Genomic DNA, 16,903 nt, shown 5'->3' with positions numbered 1-16,903 from the left:
TTGTTACCTCGTCAATTTTATGGGACTACTTTACCTTGCTTTGGCCTGTATCCTTTGGAGAAAACTGGTATAGCAAGGTGTATGCCGGACATTCTCTTAAAACAGCGACAGGTGCTCCCGCACGGCCTTGGTGTGGCGGGCCAGGGTGCTCTGGCGGCAGAAGTTGCGCACCAGCGGCAGGAAGCTGGAGGGTTCCAGCTCTAGTTCCCGGCCGAAGAGGCGGCGCCCGGCGCTGTGGCTCACATACAGGGCGCGGGCGGCACGGGTCAGGCCCACATAGAACAGGCGGCGCTCTTCTTCCAGGCGGGCGGCCTGCGCGGCGGGGGACATGTCGTCGTCCGGGTTCTCCAGCAGCAGGTCCCGGCGCATGGGCAGCAGGCCCTCTTCCAGTCCGGGCAGGAACACGGCCTGGAATTCCAGACCCTTGGAGGCGTGCAGGGTCAGGATCTGCACCTGTTCCGAGCGGGCGCGGATGAGTTCCGCCTCATGTTGCAGGCCCAGCTGCTGCACAAGGGCCTCCCACTGGCCGCAGTCCTGCCATGCACGGCAAAGCTGCTTCCATGCCGTGCCCTGCCAGAGCGGGGCGGGCAGGCGGCTGTGCCCGGAAAGGCGGGCCTGCAGGGCCTGGGGATCGGGCAGGGGCGCGTCCGGGGCCAGATCCAGCGCCTGTTCCAGCAGGGGCAGCAGGTCGTCGCTCTCGGCGTCGTCGCTGACAGGGACAGGGGCCTCGCCCTGGCCGCGGGCGATGACCAGACGCAGCACGGCGGCGCAGAGGGGATCTTGCCAGCAGTCCTCCTGCGCGGGCGCGGCGCAGGGGATGCCCTCCTGCTCCAGCGCGCGGCGGATGACCGGTATCTGGGCCTTGAGGCGCACCAGCACGGCCACGTCGCCCGGAGAAAGGGTCCCGGCCAGCTCGTCTTCCTGCGCGATCTGGTCCATGAGCGTATGGGCCGTGGCCCCCAGCAGCTGGCGGATGCGGCCCGCGATCCAGCGGGCCTCGGCCTGCTGGTCGGGGGCGGAGAAAAGATGCAGGCGGGCCTGTTCCCGGCGCATGGCCTGCAGGGCGCCGCAGTGCCCGCGGCCCTGCAGCAGGCTCTGGGCCATGTCCAGCACGCCCTGGCTGGCGCGGTAGCTCTGGCCCAGACGGCAGACGCGCAGGGAGGGCCAGAGGGCGCGCAGGCTGTCCTCGCTCTGGCCGCTGGCGCCACGGAAGCCGTAGATGGCCTGGTCAGGGTCGCCGATGCCGAAAAAGCCGTTGCCGTCCTCGGGCAACAGGGCGCGGATCAGGCGCAGCTGCACCGGGGAAAGGTCCTGCACCTCGTCCACCAGCACATGCCGCCAGGGCAGGGCCGAAGCCCGGCGGGAGGGCGCAGGAACCGGGGCGGGGGCTGCCGTGGCGGCCACCATGCCCAGCAGGGACATCTGGCGCGGCACGGCGTGGCCTTTGTGCGGGGCTTCATGATGTTCGGGCGTCGTGTCCGGCCCGGCGGAAGTCGTGGGAGAGGGGGCAGGCGTCTGGGCCGGATGGTGCCGTTCCGTCACGGCGGCAGCCAGCAGGGCCCGGCAGGCGGGCGGCAGCAGGCTGTGCTCCAGGTCGGGCCGGATGTCCTCGCCCTGACGGGCACGTAGATGGAAAAGGAAGAATTCCAGCAGGTCGGCGTAATCCAGCAGCGGGCTCTGGCTGCGCACGGTACGGGCGGCCTGCCAGTCGGCCACGGCGGCGCGCAGGTCGTCGGGGAGCTCGTCGGCGGACAGCCCCTGTTCACGAGACCACTGCAAACGCTCCCAAAGGCGACGCAGGGTCTTGCGTTCTTCGCGGCTCTCCGGGTGCCCGGCATCCACGAACAGGGCCTTGGCCGCGTCTTCGGGCAGGAGCAGCGCCGAGGGCAGCTCGCGCTGCACCACGCTCCAGGCCAGGGCATGCAGGGTATCGCAGCGGGGCAGGGCCGCGGGGACAGCGCCGTCTCCGGCCGGGGCCTGCAGGCGTTGCCGCATCTCCTGCGCGGCGCGTCGGGTGAAGGTCACGGCCAGCAGCTGCGAGGCCGGTACGTCATGGGCCAGCAGATATTGCAGACGGCCCACCAGCACGCGCGTCTTGCCCGCACCGGGCCCGGCCAGCACCAGCACGGGCGTGCCCGTCTCCAGTCCGGCGGTCAGGGCCTCGGCCTGTGCCGGGGAAAAGCCGCCCAGCGTGCGCCCGTCGGGCGTGGCGGGCTCGGGTTCGCTTTCGGCAGGCGCGGCGCTGTCCTTCTTGCGGCGCACCCGGATGGCCGCCACCGTGGCGGCGGTCTCCTGCTCCGGGGCCTGCGGGGCGGGGTCCGCCACCTTTTTGGGCCGTCCGCGCTTGCGGGGCGCGGCACCGTCCAGCAGGCTGCGGCTGCGGGTCGACCCCTGCCATTCCGCGGCTTCTTCGGGGCTGAAGACGCGCACCACGCCGTATTCGCCGTCATAGCCGCCCTTGCGGATGACCTGGCCCCGGCGCATGCGGGCCACGGCCTCGCCCAGCGGCTCCCAGTGGCGGCGCACCTGCTCCTCGTCCATGCGGCAGAGGATGTCCAGATCGGGCCCCAGCTCGCGCAGCAGGGCCGCGTACCTGTCCTGCACCTTGCGCGAGCCGCTGCCCACGCCCAGGATCTCGCCCACCAGTTCGGGCAGGGGGATCAGGGGCCGGGCCTCCGGCTCATGGAGCAGGCTGGCGGGCGTTTCGCGGTCGGCCAGCTCGCAGACGCGGTGCAGCACGCCGATGGTCAGGGGCTTGCCGCAGACCGGGCAGATGTTGTCCAGGGCCAGGGCCTCGCGCGGTTCCAGCACCACGCCGCAGGCCCGGTGGCCGTCCAGATGGTATTTGCCCTCTTCGGGGTAGAATTCCATGGTACCCAGGAAGCGGCAGTCCTGGGGCTGCTGTTCGGGCGGCAGGCGGCGGGCCGCGGCCCGCAGGGCGGCGAAGATGCCGTCATAGGAGGGCGCGCCCGCAAAGAAGTTGGCCTCGCGGCCCAGATTGGCCCCGGAGTGGGCGTCGGAATTGGAGATGAGCGCGTAACCGTCCAGCTGGCTGACCATGCGGTTCATGCCCGGGTCCGAGGAAAGGCCCGTCTCCAGCGCGAAGATGTGGGAGGAAAGGTCGTCGAAGCAGTCCTCCAGCCGGTCGAAACCGGACTTGGAGCCGAACAGGGCGAACCACGGCGTCCAGACATGGGCCGGGATGAGCACGGCCTCGGGGCAGACATCCAGCGTCATCTCCAGCAGGTCGCGGGAGTCCAGGCCCAGGATGGGACGGCCGTCGGAATGCAGGTTGCCCACCAGCTCCAGCCGCTGCGAAAGGCGGTCGGCATCGTCCAGCGTGGGCACGAAGATCAGGTTGTGGACTTTGCGCACCTTGCCCTGACGCTTGTAGATGGAGCTGATCTCGGTCTGGAGCAGGAAGAGCGGCCCGTCGGCATCCGGCGGTGTCTTTCCCTGCAAAAAGTCCAGCTCCTCCGCCGGGCCGGACAGGCGGTACAGGCCGCTGGCCTCGTCGCGCACCAGCTGCTGGCGCAGCTCGTCCCGCCATTGCGGGTGGGTGAAGTCGCCGGTGCCCAGCACGTTGATGCCCTTGCAGCGGGCCCAGGCAGCCAGATGCCGGGGCGAGAGCTGTTTGCTGGTGGCACGGGAAAAGCGGGAATGGATGTGCAGGTCGGCGATGAAATTCATGGACAGGCTCCGCGATGTCAGGATGAGTAAACCGATATTGTTATGGAAAGCCGGTCGCAAGGCAAGGGCGGTGCATTCTCGCGACCGCACCTGTCACCTGCGGTGAGGGGCTCGGACCGTCTTCGGGGATAGAGGCACTTCCGGGTGGCTGCCATTGCGACACCGGGCCGCTGGCCGTCGTGGCTCCCTGTTTTCAGGGATGGGAGGGCGCTATCTTTTTTCCTCATGGCCCGCGCCCAGCCAGGGGCAGAAGGCAAGGGCCCCGCGGCTCCAGGCCTGTCCGTCGTGCAGGGGCAGGGGAGCTTCCAGCCGGCATTGGGCGGCAGCGTCCTTGCGCGCCAGCACCAGCACCCGTTTGGCGGCTTCTCCGGCGCGGGGGCAGAGGGGCAGGATGCGGCGGCAGCCCAGACGCTCCCGCTCCAGTGTGGAGAGCAGGCGGGACAGGTCCTCCGCCGGGAAGATGCAGCAGAACAGACCGTGATGGCGCAGCAGGCGCCGGGCCGCATGGCAGAACACGGCCAGCGGATCAGACACGCCATTGGGGCCGGGCCGCCGCTGGCGGGCATGCGGGCCGTCGTGCAGAGAGGCGGGGCCGCGCAGGGCGGCGTCGCGCCGGGCACTGGCCGAGGGGCGGCCGCTGCTCGTCAGCGCATAGGGCGGGTTGGCCAGGACGAGATGGAAGGCATTTTCGCCGCAGTCCCGCAAAAAATGCGTGTCGGCAAGGTCGCCCTGCCGGAAGCGGCACACATCTTCCAGCCCCAGAAGGCGGGCGTTTGCCGTGGCCGCAGCGCATAAGGCCGTGTCCTGCTCCAGCCCCAGAGCGTGCAGGTGAGGGGCGTTGTGTCCTCCGCGGCCTTCTCCCGTCGGCTGTCCGCCAGCGGCAGCGGATGGTGCTTCTGAAGGCTGCGTGCAGGGGCATTGGCGGGGCAGCGCGTCTGCCTGATGACAGTGCTCCGGCATCTCCGCCGTGCCGGACGAGAGATACAGGCACAGGCCCAGCAGGGCCGCACCGCAGCCGCTGCCAAGCTCCGCCACCTTCCGGGGGGCCGTTCCCGGCAGGGAGGCAAGGCTTTCCGCCGCGAAGGCCGCCAGCAGCAGGGCGTCCGCGCCGAAACGGTAGCTGTCCTGCGGCTGGTGCAGGCCCCGGGGGAAGAGGGCACGGGCGGTCGTGATGGCGGTATCGTTCATGGGCGTACGGTGGTGATGGCGGCTTGCTGGAGGGGAGGAGGGCGCTGTGGGCGATGCCGCGGTTCGTCCTGTTGCAACGGACATGGCGTTCGCGGGCTGCCTTCCGGTGACTTTCCGCGAAACATGGAAAAGCTTCCCCACCTGAAAGGGCGGTTACATGAAAAAACAGGGCCATGCCTGCGGCATGGCCCTGTGATGCTTTACGGTTGCGCGGGAGACAGTACCGGAAAACGTGCCGGAGCCATTTCCTTTGGGCACAGACGGTATCCCCGTGGGCAATACCGTTTGTCTTTCCTGTGTGCGGGTTTTGGGGAAGAAGGGGGGTACGGAGGGAACCCCTTTTTGCCGCCAGCAGCGACCGAAGGCGGCCGCAGGCCGTGCCCGTTGGCGCATAGGCACCTTACGGCATCGATAGCAAGGATTAAGGGGCTCCCTCCCCTGTTTTCCGTTTATTTTGATATGTTACAGCAAGGCACCGTCCCAGTTGAACAGGCCTTGGCGCCGCATCTCGGGCAGACTGGAGGGCGGGTTCTCTTCCAGACGGGCGAAGAAGCTGTAGCCTGCCTGCTGGAGCTCCTGCCGCTTGGCGGTGAGATCCAGGGGCCAGCCGGGATAGAGCCAGACATTGCCGCCGTACTGGCGGGCCCAGAAGACCTCGCCCTTGGGGCTCATGAACGGCTCGTTGGGCTTGATGCCCAGCAGGCCGAAGCGGCTGATGCCCACGGGCCAGAAGCCGCCCAGCACCATGCCCAGCGGCAGCGGGCTCTGGCGAGGCAGGGCCAGGATGTCGTCGGCAGGCAGTTCGGGGCTGATGTACGCGCCCTTGAAGCCCATGTCGGCCAGCACGCCCAGCGCGGCGGCATTGGCCACGTTGCAGAAGGGCCCGGCCAGCAGGTCGAGGGCATCGCTGTGCTTGGGATCCTCGGGCTCGTCGTTCATGCGGGCCAGCAGTTCCGCCGGGAACAGGTCACGCTGCCAGGGGGCGTTGCAGACGAAGTGGCGCGCGCCTTCGCGGGTCAAGTGGGCCAGACGGCGGCGGATGGCCTCTTCCTCTTCGGGCCAGATGACGGGCGGCAGCCACCAGCAGATGCGCGGAGCGATGGTACGCGAGATCTCGGCCGTGCGCGGCGAGAGCCACAGGCCGGTGTTCTGGCTGCGGCAGCCGCGGGTCTCGCGGCCCTGCGGCATGCTGGCGCGCACCACCATCTCGGGCCGGGGCGCGGGCCTGACGGGCCGGGGCAGACGGGGCTCGCTCTCCACGGCCTTGCTGGGCCGGGTGGGCATGCGGTCGAGCCGGGCCTGCCACTCCCTGAGGATCTGCATCAGTTCGGGCTCGCGGCGGTCGATGAGGAAGACCGGCGTGCCTGCCTTGGGCGTCTTGTGCTTGGGCAGGCGCAGCATCAGGGTGCCCGCCTTGGGCGTGCGGCGCGTCACGGGCAGGGTGGCGTGCCAGCGTTCGTCTTCCACGCCCACGCGCAGATAGTCCTGCGGTAGCAGCTCGAAATGGGGCTTGAGCAGCACCTGGCCTTCGGGCGTCACATTGATCTTGCCCGCCAGCAGGCCGGAGCTGGTCTGCCCCGACGGATCGGTGGGGATGAGGTTGTCCTTGTGCGGCAGGAAGCGGGCACGGCTGCCGGGACGGCCCAGCGCCATCTCGAGGATGGCCTCGGCGTCCTTGCGGGCCTGCGGGTCGCCGGGATTGTCGCGCAGCATGCGATAGGCCGTGACCACGTGATAGACGTAGTGCGGGCCCTTCTTGCGGCCTTCGATCTTCCACGAGACCAGATGCGGGATGTGCAGCAGGGTCTTGGCCAGCACGTCCAGCGAAAGGTCCAGACAGGAGAAGAAGCGTCCGTCGCGTCCCTTGCCGGGGTTGCTGCGCTGGGGACGGGGACGGCGCATGTCGCGGCCGCCGTCACGTCCGTTGCGGCCCTGTTCGCGGGCCTGCTGTTCGGCCTGTTTGGCCATGGCCGCGGCAGCGGCGCCGCCCTGACGGTAGACGCGGCGGCAGGGCTGCACGCAGCGGCCGCGCAGGCCGCTCTTGCCGCCCATGTAGCTGGACCAGTAGCAGCGGCCCGACACGCAGTAGCACAGCGCGCCGTGGACGAAGCATTCCAGATCCAGCCCTTCGGGGCAGGCCTCGCCCATGGCGCGGATCTCGTCGATGGAGAGCTCACGCGGCAGGATGACGCGGCTGGCGCCCAGGTCCTTGGCGGTCTGCAGGCCCTGCGGGTGCGTGATGTTGGCCAGGGTGGAGAGGTTGATCTCGCCCTCGAAACCGGCCTGCCGCGCCAGATCCAGCATGGCCAGATCCTGCACGATGATGCCGTCGGGGCGCACCTGCCGGGCCAGACGATGGATGAGACGGTAGGCCGCCGCGGTCTCCTGCGGCTTGACCAGCACGTTCATGGCCACATAGACGCGGGCCTGTTCCTCGTGGGCCAGGTCGGTGAGGCGCGAAAGGTCGGTAAGGCCGAAGTTCTCGGCCTGCATACGGGCCGAGAAGTGCTTCAGGCCCAGGTATACGGCGTCGGCACCGGCGGCCAGGGCCGCGGTGAAGCACTGGGCGTCACCGGCCGGGGCCAGGATCTCCGGGCGTTCCGGGGTAGGGGCGGGCAGGATGATGTCACTCATGCGTAATAATATTCCTTGAACCAGGCCACAAAGCGCTCGATGCCGGTCTTGAGGGGCGTCACGGGCGCAAAGCCCGTGGCCTGCGACAGAGCGTCGATGTTGGCCCAGGTGGCTTCCACATCGCCGGGCTGCATGGGCAGCAGGTCACGGATGGCCTTCTTGCCCAGCACCTCTTCGAGGGCGGCGATGAAATCGTTGAGTTCCACGGTCTGGTTGTTGCCGATATTGTAGATGCGCCACGGCGCGGAACTGGTGGCCGGGTCGGGGGTGGCGGCATCCCACTGCGGGTCGGGCTTGGGCGCCAGGGGCAGCAGGCGCACCACGCCTTCCACGATGTCGTCGATATAGGTGAAGTCGCGGCGCATGCGGCCGCCGTTGAACACCTTGATGGGCTCGTCCTTCATGATGGCGTGGGCAAAGAGCTGCAGGGCCATGTCCGGGCGGCCCCAGGGGCCGTAGACCGTGAAGAAGCGCAGGCCCGTGCAGGGCAGGCCGTACAGGTGGCTGTAGGAGTGGGCCATGAGCTCGTTGCTCTTCTTGGTGGCCGCATACAGGCTCACGGGATGGTCCACGTTGTTGTGTTCCGAGAAGGGCTGGCTGGTGTTGAGCCCGTAGACCGACGAGGAGGACGCGAAGACGAAGTGCTGCACGCCGTTGTGGCGGCAGCCTTCCAGCAGGTTGGCAAAGCCCACCAGGTTGGAATCCACATAGGCCATGGGATTGATGAGGCTGTAACGCACACCGGCCTGGGCCGCCATGTTGATGACATGGGTGAACTTTTCGGCCGCGAACAGGGCGCCCATGGCCTCGCGTTCGGCCATGTCCTGCAGTACGAAGCGGAAACCGGGACGGCCTTCCAGCTGAGCCAGACGGTCTTTCTTGAGCTGGACGTCGTAGTAGTCGTTGAGGTTGTCCAGGCCCACCACGGTGTGGCCCTGGGCCAGCAGACGGTCACAGAGATGATAGCCGATGAAGCCCGCGGCTCCGGTAACGAGAATATGCATGCTGTCCTCCTGTTGGCGCAGACTAAGCCAGAAGCGCTTCCGGGGCAAGGGTTTGCTCTTGCCTCCGCTGCCCCGCCCGGCTATGTTCGGGAACATGAAAAATAACGAATCCACCTTTGCGTCCAGCAACGCTTCCGAAATGCGCAACAGCGCCGCCGGGACCGGCAAGAAAGCCGCCGGTGCCGCCGCTGGCAAGACCGGAGCCGCTGCCGACGCCGGCAGGGACGAGGCCATCCGTCACTGGTACAAGGGCGAGAATCGCGACACCATCATCTATCTGCTCATCGCGATCTTCTTCCTTGAGCTGATCATCGGCGGTATCGCCTTCTTTTATGGTATCATGCACGCCAAGCCGTCGCTGGCCGGGGGCCCGCCCGAAGCCCAGTTCCCCATCCTGGGCTGGGCCATCGGCGCTGTGGCCGCTCCGGTGGCGCTGCTGCTCATCGTGCATCTTTCCGGCCTCTGGGTCTCCAACACCCTGGAGCGGGAGCGCCAGCCCGGCAAGCCCGGCTCGGAACGCATGGTGCCCAAGCGGCTGCGCTATTTCTACGCCTGTGTGCAACACGCGCCCACTGTGGTCATCCTGCTGGGCATATTGCTGCTGGCCGCGGCCCTGGTCTTCGTGGACGGCATGTTCTCGGCCGTGGTGGCCTTTGGTGCCGCACTCAAGCCCTACATCCCGTGGATCGCGGGCAGCATCGCGGCCCTGCTGGCGGCCTGTTATCTGGGGCGCCTGCTGCTCATCTACCGCCACCGCCGCATGGAGCAGGAATACGCCTACCGGCGCGAGGTGCTGGAAAAGACCGGCATCGTGCTGGTGAGCAAGGGCAGCATCCCCCTCAACCGGGGCATCGAACCCTTGCAGGCCGTGGATGGTGGCGGCTATGCCCTGCCGCCCGGCCCCGCCTACACGCCTGAGGAAGCCGCCGCCGATGCCGCGGCCCTCGAAGCCGGGGAAAAGAAGGGCGACGCGCCTGCCGAGGACATCGTGGACGTGGACCCCGAAGACCTGGGCGAAGCGCCCAAGAATACGGCCGCGCCCCGCAAGGACGACGTGACCGACGCCGATGTGGTCGTGGAGGATGGCAAGCCCAGGGCCTAAGCAACACGGGCTGAGGCACCGGCATTTTTGAGCGAAGGAGTTCCTCCTCCCTCAAAGGCGGCTGCTCCCGCTGCCGTGATCGCTTCCATCGCAACGGGGAGCGTGCGGGCGGCATCCGGTCGGCCCCGTCCCTTCCCGGCGCGTTTTATTTCAAAAAGGAGAGGCTCCTTGAGGAGCCTCTCCTTTTTTATTTTTGCTTGTCGTCCGTGTCCCGGTGCGAGGCCCGGGCAAAGACGACGGCCCGCTGCGGCCTAGTAGCGGTAGTGGTCGGGCTTGTAGGGGCCTTCGACCTTCACGCCGATGTAGTCGGCCTGTTCCTGGGTCAGGGTGGTCAGCTTGACGCCCAGACGGGCCAGGTGCAGGCGGGCCACTTCTTCGTCCAGTTCCTTGGGCAGGGTGTAGACCTTCTTTTCCAGGTCGCCCTTGGCCAGCTTGATCTGGGCCAGGGTCTGGTTGGTGAAGCTGTTGGACATGACGAAGCTGGCGTGGCCGGTGGCGCAGCCCAGGTTCACCAGGCGGCCTTCGGCCAGCACGATGATGCTGCGGCCGGACTTGAGGGTCCACTTGTCCACCTGGGGCTTGATGTTCAGCTTGGTGATGCCGGGGGTGGACTCCAGGTAGTGCATGTCGATCTCGTTGTCGAAGTGACCGATGTTGCAGACGATGGCTTCGTCCTTCATGCCTTCCATGTGTTCGCCGGTGATGACGCGCAGGTTGCCGGTGCAGGTGACGTAGATGTCGCCTTCGGCCAGGGCGTCTTCCATGGTGGTGACTTCAAAGCCTTCCATGGCGGCCTGCAGGGCGCAGATGGGGTCGATCTCGGTCACCAGCACGCGGGCGCCGAAGCCGCGCATGGACTGGGCGCAGCCCTTGCCCACGTCGCCGTAGCCCACCACGACCACGACCTTGCCGGCCACCATGACGTCGGTGGCGCGCTTGATGCCGTCGGCCAGGGACTCGCGGCAGCCGTAGAGGTTGTCGAACTTGGACTTGGTCACGGAGTCGTTGACGTTGATGGCCGGGAAGAGCAGCTTGCCTTCGGCTTCCAGCTGGTAGAGGCGGTGCACGCCGGTGGTGGTCTCTTCGGAGACGCCCTTCACCTTGGCGGCCACTTCATGCCAGTGGTTGGGATCTTCCTTGTAGCGCAGGGCCAGACGATCCATGATGATCTGGAATTCCTTGTTGTCGTAGGTCTTTTCCAGCAGGGAGGGATCGTTTTCCACTTCCACGCCCTTGTGGATCATCAGGGTGGCGTCGCCGCCGTCGTCCACGATCAGGTCGGGGCCCTTGCCGTCAGGCCAGGTCAGGGCCATTTCGGTGCACCACCAGTAATCTTCCAGGCTCTCGCCCTTCCAGGCGAAGACCTTGGCCATGCCCTGCTCGGCGATGGCGGCAGCGGCGTGGTCCTGGGTGGAGAAGATGTTGCACGAGGCCCAGCGGATGTCCGCGCCCAGGGCGTGCAGGGTCTTGATGAGCATGGCGGTCTGGATGGTCATGTGCAGGGAGCCGGTCACGCGCAGGCCCTTGAGGGGCTTCTGGTCACCGTACTTGCGGATGCACTCCATGAGGCCGGGCATCTCGCGCTCGGAGAGCTGCATTTCCTTCTTGCCGAAATCGGCCAGGGCCATGTCGGCCACTTTGTAGGCCAGGGAAAGGTCCAGGGCTTTGGTCATCGTTCCATTCTCCTTGAGGAAGTATGTTGGGCCGCTCCACAAAAGGGCGGTCTGCGGCATGGTCGTTGTCCCCTGTGCGGGGATGGTGCACAGCCTTCGGTAAGGCCGCGCGGGAAATCTTGTGTGCCTTTTCCGGGCCATATCCCCCGGGACAGGTGCGCCGCTCCCCATCGGGGGCAGGCTTTCCTGAATGGAGCACGTTTGGGGGAAGATGGGGCACGGGGGGCCTTCCCCCCGAAAATATCCCTAACAGGCGCGTGCCTGCACCAGCAGCAGAAACAGGCCGCGGCCCACGGCCTGCCGCGTACAGGACAGGACTTCGAAACCGGCCTGGCGCAGGCGTTCCTGCAGGCGCTCTTCGTCGAAGCCCAGCCAGCGGTCGCCGTAGCGGCTGCGCATGGTCTCGTCGTGGTGCTGGAGGAAATCGGCCACGAACAGGTGCCCGCCCGTGGTCAGGCTGCGGCGGATCTCGCGCAGGCCCTCGCCGGGGTCGGACAGGTGGTGCAGGACAAGGTTGATGCAGGCGAAGTCCGCTTCCTGGTCACGCAGGGGCAGGTGATCCAGCTCGCCGATGCGCAGGGAGATGCGGTTCTCGTTGGCCAGATCCACGGGGTTGAAGCGGCGGCGGCACATCTCCAGCATGCGGGCCGAGCCGTCCACGCCGATGAGGCTCCGGCTGGCGGGCAGCAGGCGCTCCAGCACCGCGCCGGTGCCGCAGCCCAGGTCCACGGCCACGCGGCAGCCCGCGGGCACGGCGGCCAGCACGGCGGCGGGCAGGTCGAAATCTTCCAGCACTTCGCGGTTGAGCTCGTCCCAGTCCTCGGCGATGGCGTTGAAGAACTGGCGCGTCTTGAGGGCGCGTTCCTCCAGGATCTGGGCCGCCATGGCCAGATCCTCGCGCATGGCCGTGTCCGTATGCAAAAAGGGCCCCATGGCCTGCAAAAAGTCGCTGGCCTCGCCGCAGCGCGTGGCGGCATAGAAGACCCACAGGCCGTCCCGGCGCGAGGTCAGCAGGCCCGCTTCGGTCAGGATCTTGAGGTGGCGCGAGACGCGGGACTGCCCCATGCCGAGGATGCGCACCAGCTCGTTGACCGAGAGTTCGTAATGCAGCAAGATATGCACCAGTCGCAGACGGGTCTCGTCTGAAAGTGCCTTGAAATATACCAGTGCCATGCGTGCCCCTGTACGGCGCGCCGGGCGCGCCTGCGATCTATGTATCAAATTTGCTTGATGCAAATATCAGCCTATCTGGATATAGTCAAGGAGTTCCATGTCCTCGCCTTCCGATGCTGCCCCCGACCGGTCTTCCGCTGCCGGGGAGGAGACAAAAAGACGGTTGTCGCGCAAGCGGGTGACCGTTATCACGGCCACGGCCCTCTCGTTGCTGGAGGCCTGTGGTCTTGAGCCGTCTCCGGCGCGCTCGGAAAAGACGGCCGGGAAGGGGAAAAAGGCGACGCAGGGAGAACCGCCGGCCGAAAAGGCATCGGCGGATGGCCTTGAGGAACGGCAGGCGGCAGGCTCGGCGTCTTCCCGCGAGCGGAACGGCGGGCGGAAAAAGAGATCTGCGCCGGACAGGGCTCCCCGGGAAGCGGCGGACGCCGTCCCACAGGAAGATGCATCGCAGGGCGTTGCCGCCACCAAAGCCGCGCTCCCGGAAATCCCTCCGGTGATCCCGCCCGCCGACACGGCCGCGGCCACGGTACCGCCGGGACCTGCCACTCCTCCGAAAAAGACGACTGCCCGGCGTCGTCGTGCGAGCGGCACGAAGGCCGCGCCGGTGACCGATACCGGGGCAGTTTCCGCTACCGAGCCGGCTCCCGCGTTCGGGTCTGTCGCACAGGAGGCCTCATCACCGGTAGTGAAGCCTTCTGTTGGCCAGTCCGCTGTGGAGGCGGCAGCATCCGTACCGGGAGAGGATCAGCCTCACTCCGGCGCACGGCGGAGAGCCGTCTCCCGTGCCGGGCGTGCCCCCACTTCCGGTGGGCGCGGCCGCAAGAAGGCTGCTGCGACCGCTCCCGCATCCGCGGGGGAAGCCGGTCCGACCACAGCGCCGGTACCGGAACAACAGCCTGCGGAACGTTCCATGGATGCGGCGGCACTGGCTGCCGAAGCGGATCGTCTGGCTGCGGAATACGGCCTGTCGTCATCGGGCGGCGGTCTGGTGGTGCTGCCCGGGGACGATGACTGGGATGATTTTTCTCTTCCTCCGGATAGGGAAGCGTCGTCCGCCCGGACGGGGGCTCACGTTACGGAGACGGTCCCGGCCGTTGCTTTTCCTGAATCCGTACCGGCAGCGGCGCCCTTCGCTGCGGCGTCTTCTGTTGCTCCCGTCCCCGAAGCCACACCTGCGGAGGCAAAAAGCTCACCCAAACGTCGTCGTGCGGGCAGTCCGAAGGCTGCACCTGTGGCCGAGGACGGGCCGGTTCCCGTGGCCGAGGCTGTCGCACAGATGGCCCCACCGTCAGAGGGATCTTTCGCTGTTCGGCATGCAGCTGATGCGGAGGCCGCTGTGTCTGATGCGGGGTTGCCCCAGCCTGCCGCAGGGCGGAGAGCCGTTTCCCGCGCGGGGCATCCAGCCGCATCCGGCGGGCGCGGCCGCAAGAAGGCTGTTGCAACCACTCCCGCATCCGCGGGGGAAGCCGGTCCGACCACAGCGCCGGTACCGGAGCGACAGCCTGCGGAACGTCCTATGGATGCGGCGGCACTGGCTGCCGAAGCGGATCGTCTGGCTGCGGAATACGGCCTGTCGTCATCGGGCGGCGGTCTGGTGGTGCTGCCCGGGGACGATGACTGGGATGATTTTCCCGCTCCTCCGGATAGGGAAGCGTCGTCCGCCCGGACGGCGGCCCGTGGTACGGAGACGGTCCCGGCCGCTTCTTTTCCTGAGCCCGTACCGGCAGCGGCCCCCTTTGCTGCGGCGGCTCCTGTTGCCCCCGTCCCCGAAGCCACACCTGCAGAGGGCAAAAGCTCACCCATGCGTCGCCGTGGGGGCGGCACGACAGCAGCGCCGGTAGCCGGCAGCGGGAACGCTTCCGTACCGCTGGCCGGAGAGAAGGGAGGAGCGTCACCAGCCGTACCCGGCGATGCGCGCATACCGGAGGGAAGCCCTGCTCCCGTACAGGGAGCTGTTTCTTCCGCATCTGCCGGACACCGCGCAGAAGGGGAGGCAAACGGGACTGCCCGGCCCGCAGCGTCCCCTGTGGCCGGGGCCCCTTGTCCTGCACCGTCTTCCGGGACAGGCATGGGGCGGCGCGAGGCCGCGTTCCGGCAGTGGGCCGCGGACATGCAGGCCCGTTTCGATGCCGGGCTGGAAGCGGAGGAAGACCGGGCGGCACGGCGCAAAGACTCGCTGGTCGTGCTGCCGCCGCCGACGGATACGGGCGGGAGGAAACGCAGGACAGCAAAGAAGGCACAGGCCGACGCAGCGGAGGCCCCGCGCCCGCGGACGTGGATCACGCGGCGGCGCAGCACCGAACCCGGGCACGAGGCCCGCTTCGAGGAATGGCACGGCCCGGCACGGACAGGGAGCGTGCTGAAAAAGGTCTTCATCTCTCTGGGCGCGTCCCCGGAGCAGGCGAAGCTGAGCCGCTTGTGGCGCAGCTGGGATGCCGTGCTGGGGCCGGATCTGGCGCCATTGGCCCGTCCGCTGGGCCACCATGACGACAAGCTGCTCATCGGCGCCGAAGACGCCGTGCTGCTGCAGGAGCTCTATTATATGGGGCCGGAGATCGTGCGCCGGGTCAATGAGTTCCTGCAGGAGGATTTCTTCACGGCGGTGAAGGTCTCCCTGATGCTGGACCATCAGGATCTGGATGCGCCCAGCCCGGTGCTGGAGCGCTCCGCCGGGCGTCCGAAGGAAGAGGTCCCCGCGCCTTCCGGGGCCAGTCTGGGGCTCATGGATCCCGAATCGGCCGTGGCCCGCTGCTATGCCCGCTTCCTGGGCATGGAGCTGCCCGATCCCCGCAAATGACGGGCTGGAGCCGCCGGGAGGCGGGATTGACAAAGCTTTTCTTGCGATGCTAGGGTCAGCCGGTGTCGTGCTGGCCTTGCTGCTTTGTCGCTGTGGCTGCCGTCACGCTGCAGCTCAAGGGGAGGGTGCCATGCAGGATACGCTGGAAAATATCAGCCTCAAGCACGATAATGGCGAGGATATGCGCTTTCGTGGAAGCCTTTCCTCCGAGTGTTCCTGGTATGACGAGGAGCATGGCGTGCTGTGTCGCCAGAAGCTGTATGTGACGGAGAACAAGGACCAGATCTACTACATCATGCGCACCGGGGCGGAAGAACACAGCCGCCGGGCTTATCGCCTGAAGGTGCAGGACCAGACCTGCATCATCCATAACGGCAAAGCTGAAGTGCGCATGCCCATTACCCTGCTGATGCTGGCTGTGCGCGGTCTGTGCGGCATGGATGCCCGGAACGCGACCAGCCTTGCCATGGTGGAAGAAATGCTCAAGGCTGCCAACGCCTAGCCGCCGTCCGTTTTTTCCCCGAAAAGAGAGGAAAGGGATGCTTCTTCGGAAGCATCCCTTTTCGTTTTTGCGGCCTCTGTTTCTGTACCGGTCATACAAACCAAAAGAGCCACCCCTGCGGGTGGCTCTTTTGGTTTTCAGCTCTCATGGCGAGCCCCGGCAAGTCCAAGAGGTTCGCCGGGCAGATGCCCATGCCCAGGGGGGAGGCCGGAGCCTGTTCCTCCCGGGCCTTTGAAGGCGCAGCCTTTTCAAGAGCGGCAGTGCCCCTGCCGGAAGCGCATCATCGCGACTGCTCCCGGCGGGGCGACGTCAGGCGCTGTCGATGGCCTCAGCGGCGGGCGCTGAAATGCTTTTCCGCGCTCTCGATGTCCTCAAAGCCGTACTGCTGCACCTGATGGAGCAGGTTCTGTTCGGCTTCGCTTTCGCCCTTGCGCAGACGTTCCATGGTGGCCCGATGATAGAGGGCGATGGTCTTGGGGGAATAGGTGCGCAGTTCCGCGCGCAGGTAGGTCTCCATGGAGACCCAGCCCGGACGGTCGTCACGGCTGCGCAGGGGGCGGCCCCTGTCGGCCAGCGAGGGGAAGCGGCTGTCGAGGTCTTCCTTCCAGGGCACATGGGCGGCCACGATGTCGTCCACCTGGGCCATGGCTTCGGGGTCCAGCGGCGGCAGGCTGTCGGCCAGCTGGGCGTACTCCTCGGGGAAGGTGGATTCCATCATGCGGGCGTATTTTTCCGTGACCAGGTTACGCCCTTCCAGACGGGCGTTCAGCAGGTCTTCCAGATAGCTGCCCAGCAGTTCGTCGTCCCAGTTGTCCATCTGGCTGGAACGCATGATGCGGAAGGTCTTGGGATCCATCTGGCAGGAGGCCTTGCCGCCCACGTTCTGCACGTTGCTGAACATTTCCCATTCGGCTGTGACCACAGCATCTACAAGGGTCTTGTGTTCCATAGCGTCTCCTTGGCCGGGAAGGGTCGCGGGCACCGCGGCCGTCCGGCCATCTTCGGCAAGAAAGTTTTCCCGGCATGGCCGGGAGATATGAAAAAAGGGCGCCCTGCCGGAAGCAGAACGCCCTTGTGTCAGCACGTGGCGGGGGAGGGAGCCAATTGTATCACTCAATATATTGAAATAATTGGATTACA

At 67.0% G+C, this 16,903-nt stretch carries 10 protein-coding genes; 3 read left to right on the top strand and 7 right to left on the bottom strand.

Annotation, left to right across the window (positions count from 1 at the left end; all coding sequences use genetic code 11):
- Nucleotides 1-96 precede the first annotated feature (96 nt).
- From HF854_RS06610 to HF854_RS06595, 4 genes are all read right to left on the bottom strand, one after another.
- The gene (locus HF854_RS06610; protein ID WP_168935585.1) at nt 97-3,690 is read right to left on the bottom strand and encodes a UvrD-helicase domain-containing protein; all 3,594 of its coding nucleotides are present in this window, start codon (nt 3,688-3,690) and stop codon (nt 97-99) included.
- Nucleotides 3,691-3,900: 210 nt separating this feature from the next.
- Entirely contained in the window at nt 3,901-4,878 is a 978-nt protein-coding gene (locus tag HF854_RS06605) for an N-6 DNA methylase (RefSeq protein WP_168935584.1), read from the bottom strand.
- A 462-nt stretch (nt 4,879-5,340) separates the two neighbouring features.
- Nucleotides 5,341-7,512 (bottom strand): peptidase U32 family protein, encoded by a 2,172-nt coding sequence (locus HF854_RS06600; protein ID WP_168935583.1) that lies wholly within the window; start codon nt 7,510-7,512, stop codon nt 5,341-5,343.
- Entirely contained in the window at nt 7,509-8,516 is a 1,008-nt protein-coding gene (locus tag HF854_RS06595) for an NAD-dependent epimerase (protein WP_168935582.1), read from the bottom strand. The genes HF854_RS06600 and HF854_RS06595 overlap by 4 nt, the downstream gene beginning before the upstream one ends.
- A 94-nt stretch (nt 8,517-8,610) precedes the next feature.
- On the opposite strand from HF854_RS06595, the gene HF854_RS06590 reads away from it, so the two are divergent.
- Entirely contained in the window at nt 8,611-9,618 is a 1,008-nt protein-coding gene (locus HF854_RS06590) for a hypothetical protein (RefSeq protein WP_168935581.1), read from the top strand.
- 251 nt (nt 9,619-9,869) lie between these two features.
- On the opposite strand, the gene ahcY is transcribed toward HF854_RS06590, so the two are convergent.
- Nucleotides 9,870-11,291 carry an adenosylhomocysteinase gene (ahcY, locus tag HF854_RS06585; RefSeq protein ID WP_168935580.1) on the bottom strand — a complete coding sequence of 474 codons (1,422 nt, stop codon included), beginning with the start codon at nt 11,289-11,291 and terminating at the stop codon, nt 9,870-9,872.
- Between the two features lie 246 nt (nt 11,292-11,537).
- Nucleotides 11,538-12,464: an ArsR/SmtB family transcription factor gene (locus tag HF854_RS06580; protein WP_168935579.1), complete on the bottom strand. Its 927-nt coding sequence runs from the start codon at nt 12,462-12,464 to the stop codon at nt 11,538-11,540.
- 2,068 nt (nt 12,465-14,532) lie between these two features.
- On the opposite strand from HF854_RS06580, the gene HF854_RS06575 reads away from it, so the two are divergent.
- Together HF854_RS06575 and HF854_RS06570 are read left to right on the top strand one after the other, a co-directional pair.
- Nucleotides 14,533-15,261, top strand: a complete 729-nt coding sequence (locus tag HF854_RS06575) for a DciA family protein (protein ID WP_168935578.1) — start codon at nt 14,533-14,535, stop codon at nt 15,259-15,261.
- A 130-nt stretch (nt 15,262-15,391) separates the two neighbouring features.
- Nucleotides 15,392-15,763, top strand: coding sequence for a hypothetical protein (locus HF854_RS06570; protein ID WP_168935577.1), 372 nt, complete (start codon nt 15,392-15,394; stop codon nt 15,761-15,763).
- A 328-nt stretch (nt 15,764-16,091) separates the two neighbouring features.
- On the opposite strand, the gene HF854_RS06565 is transcribed toward HF854_RS06570, so the two are convergent.
- Entirely contained in the window at nt 16,092-16,712 is a 621-nt protein-coding gene (locus HF854_RS06565; protein WP_168935576.1) for a DUF4125 family protein, read from the bottom strand.
- Nucleotides 16,713-16,903 lie beyond the last annotated feature (191 nt).

The organism is Desulfovibrio piger (genome assembly GCF_012843875.1).
GTDB lineage: Bacteria > Desulfobacterota > Desulfovibrionia > Desulfovibrionales > Desulfovibrionaceae > Desulfovibrio.
Note: the sequence above shows the minus strand (reverse complement) of the source record. Positions and strands in the feature narration are given on the sequence as shown.

Bases quoted from the DNA above. Each gene is read 5' to 3' on its own strand.
- HF854_RS06610 (WP_168935585.1), bottom strand. From the start codon at position 3,690: ATGAATTTCATCGCCGACCTGCACATCCATTCCCGCTTTTCCCGTGCC.
- HF854_RS06605 (WP_168935584.1), bottom strand. From the start codon at position 4,878: ATGAACGATACCGCCATCACGACCGCCCGTGCCCTCTTCCCCCGGGGC.
- HF854_RS06600 (WP_168935583.1), bottom strand. From the start codon at position 7,512: ATGAGTGACATCATCCTGCCCGCCCCTACCCCGGAACGCCCGGAGATC.
- HF854_RS06595 (WP_168935582.1), bottom strand. From the start codon at position 8,516: ATGCATATTCTCGTTACCGGAGCCGCGGGCTTCATCGGCTATCATCTC.
- HF854_RS06590 (WP_168935581.1), top strand. From the start codon at position 8,611: ATGAAAAATAACGAATCCACCTTTGCGTCCAGCAACGCTTCCGAAATG.
- ahcY (WP_168935580.1), bottom strand. From the start codon at position 11,291: ATGACCAAAGCCCTGGACCTTTCCCTGGCCTACAAAGTGGCCGACATG.
- HF854_RS06580 (WP_168935579.1), bottom strand. From the start codon at position 12,464: ATGGCACTGGTATATTTCAAGGCACTTTCAGACGAGACCCGTCTGCGA.
- HF854_RS06575 (WP_168935578.1), top strand. From the start codon at position 14,533: ATGGGGCGGCGCGAGGCCGCGTTCCGGCAGTGGGCCGCGGACATGCAG.
- HF854_RS06570 (WP_168935577.1), top strand. From the start codon at position 15,392: ATGCAGGATACGCTGGAAAATATCAGCCTCAAGCACGATAATGGCGAG.
- HF854_RS06565 (WP_168935576.1), bottom strand. From the start codon at position 16,712: ATGGAACACAAGACCCTTGTAGATGCTGTGGTCACAGCCGAATGGGAA.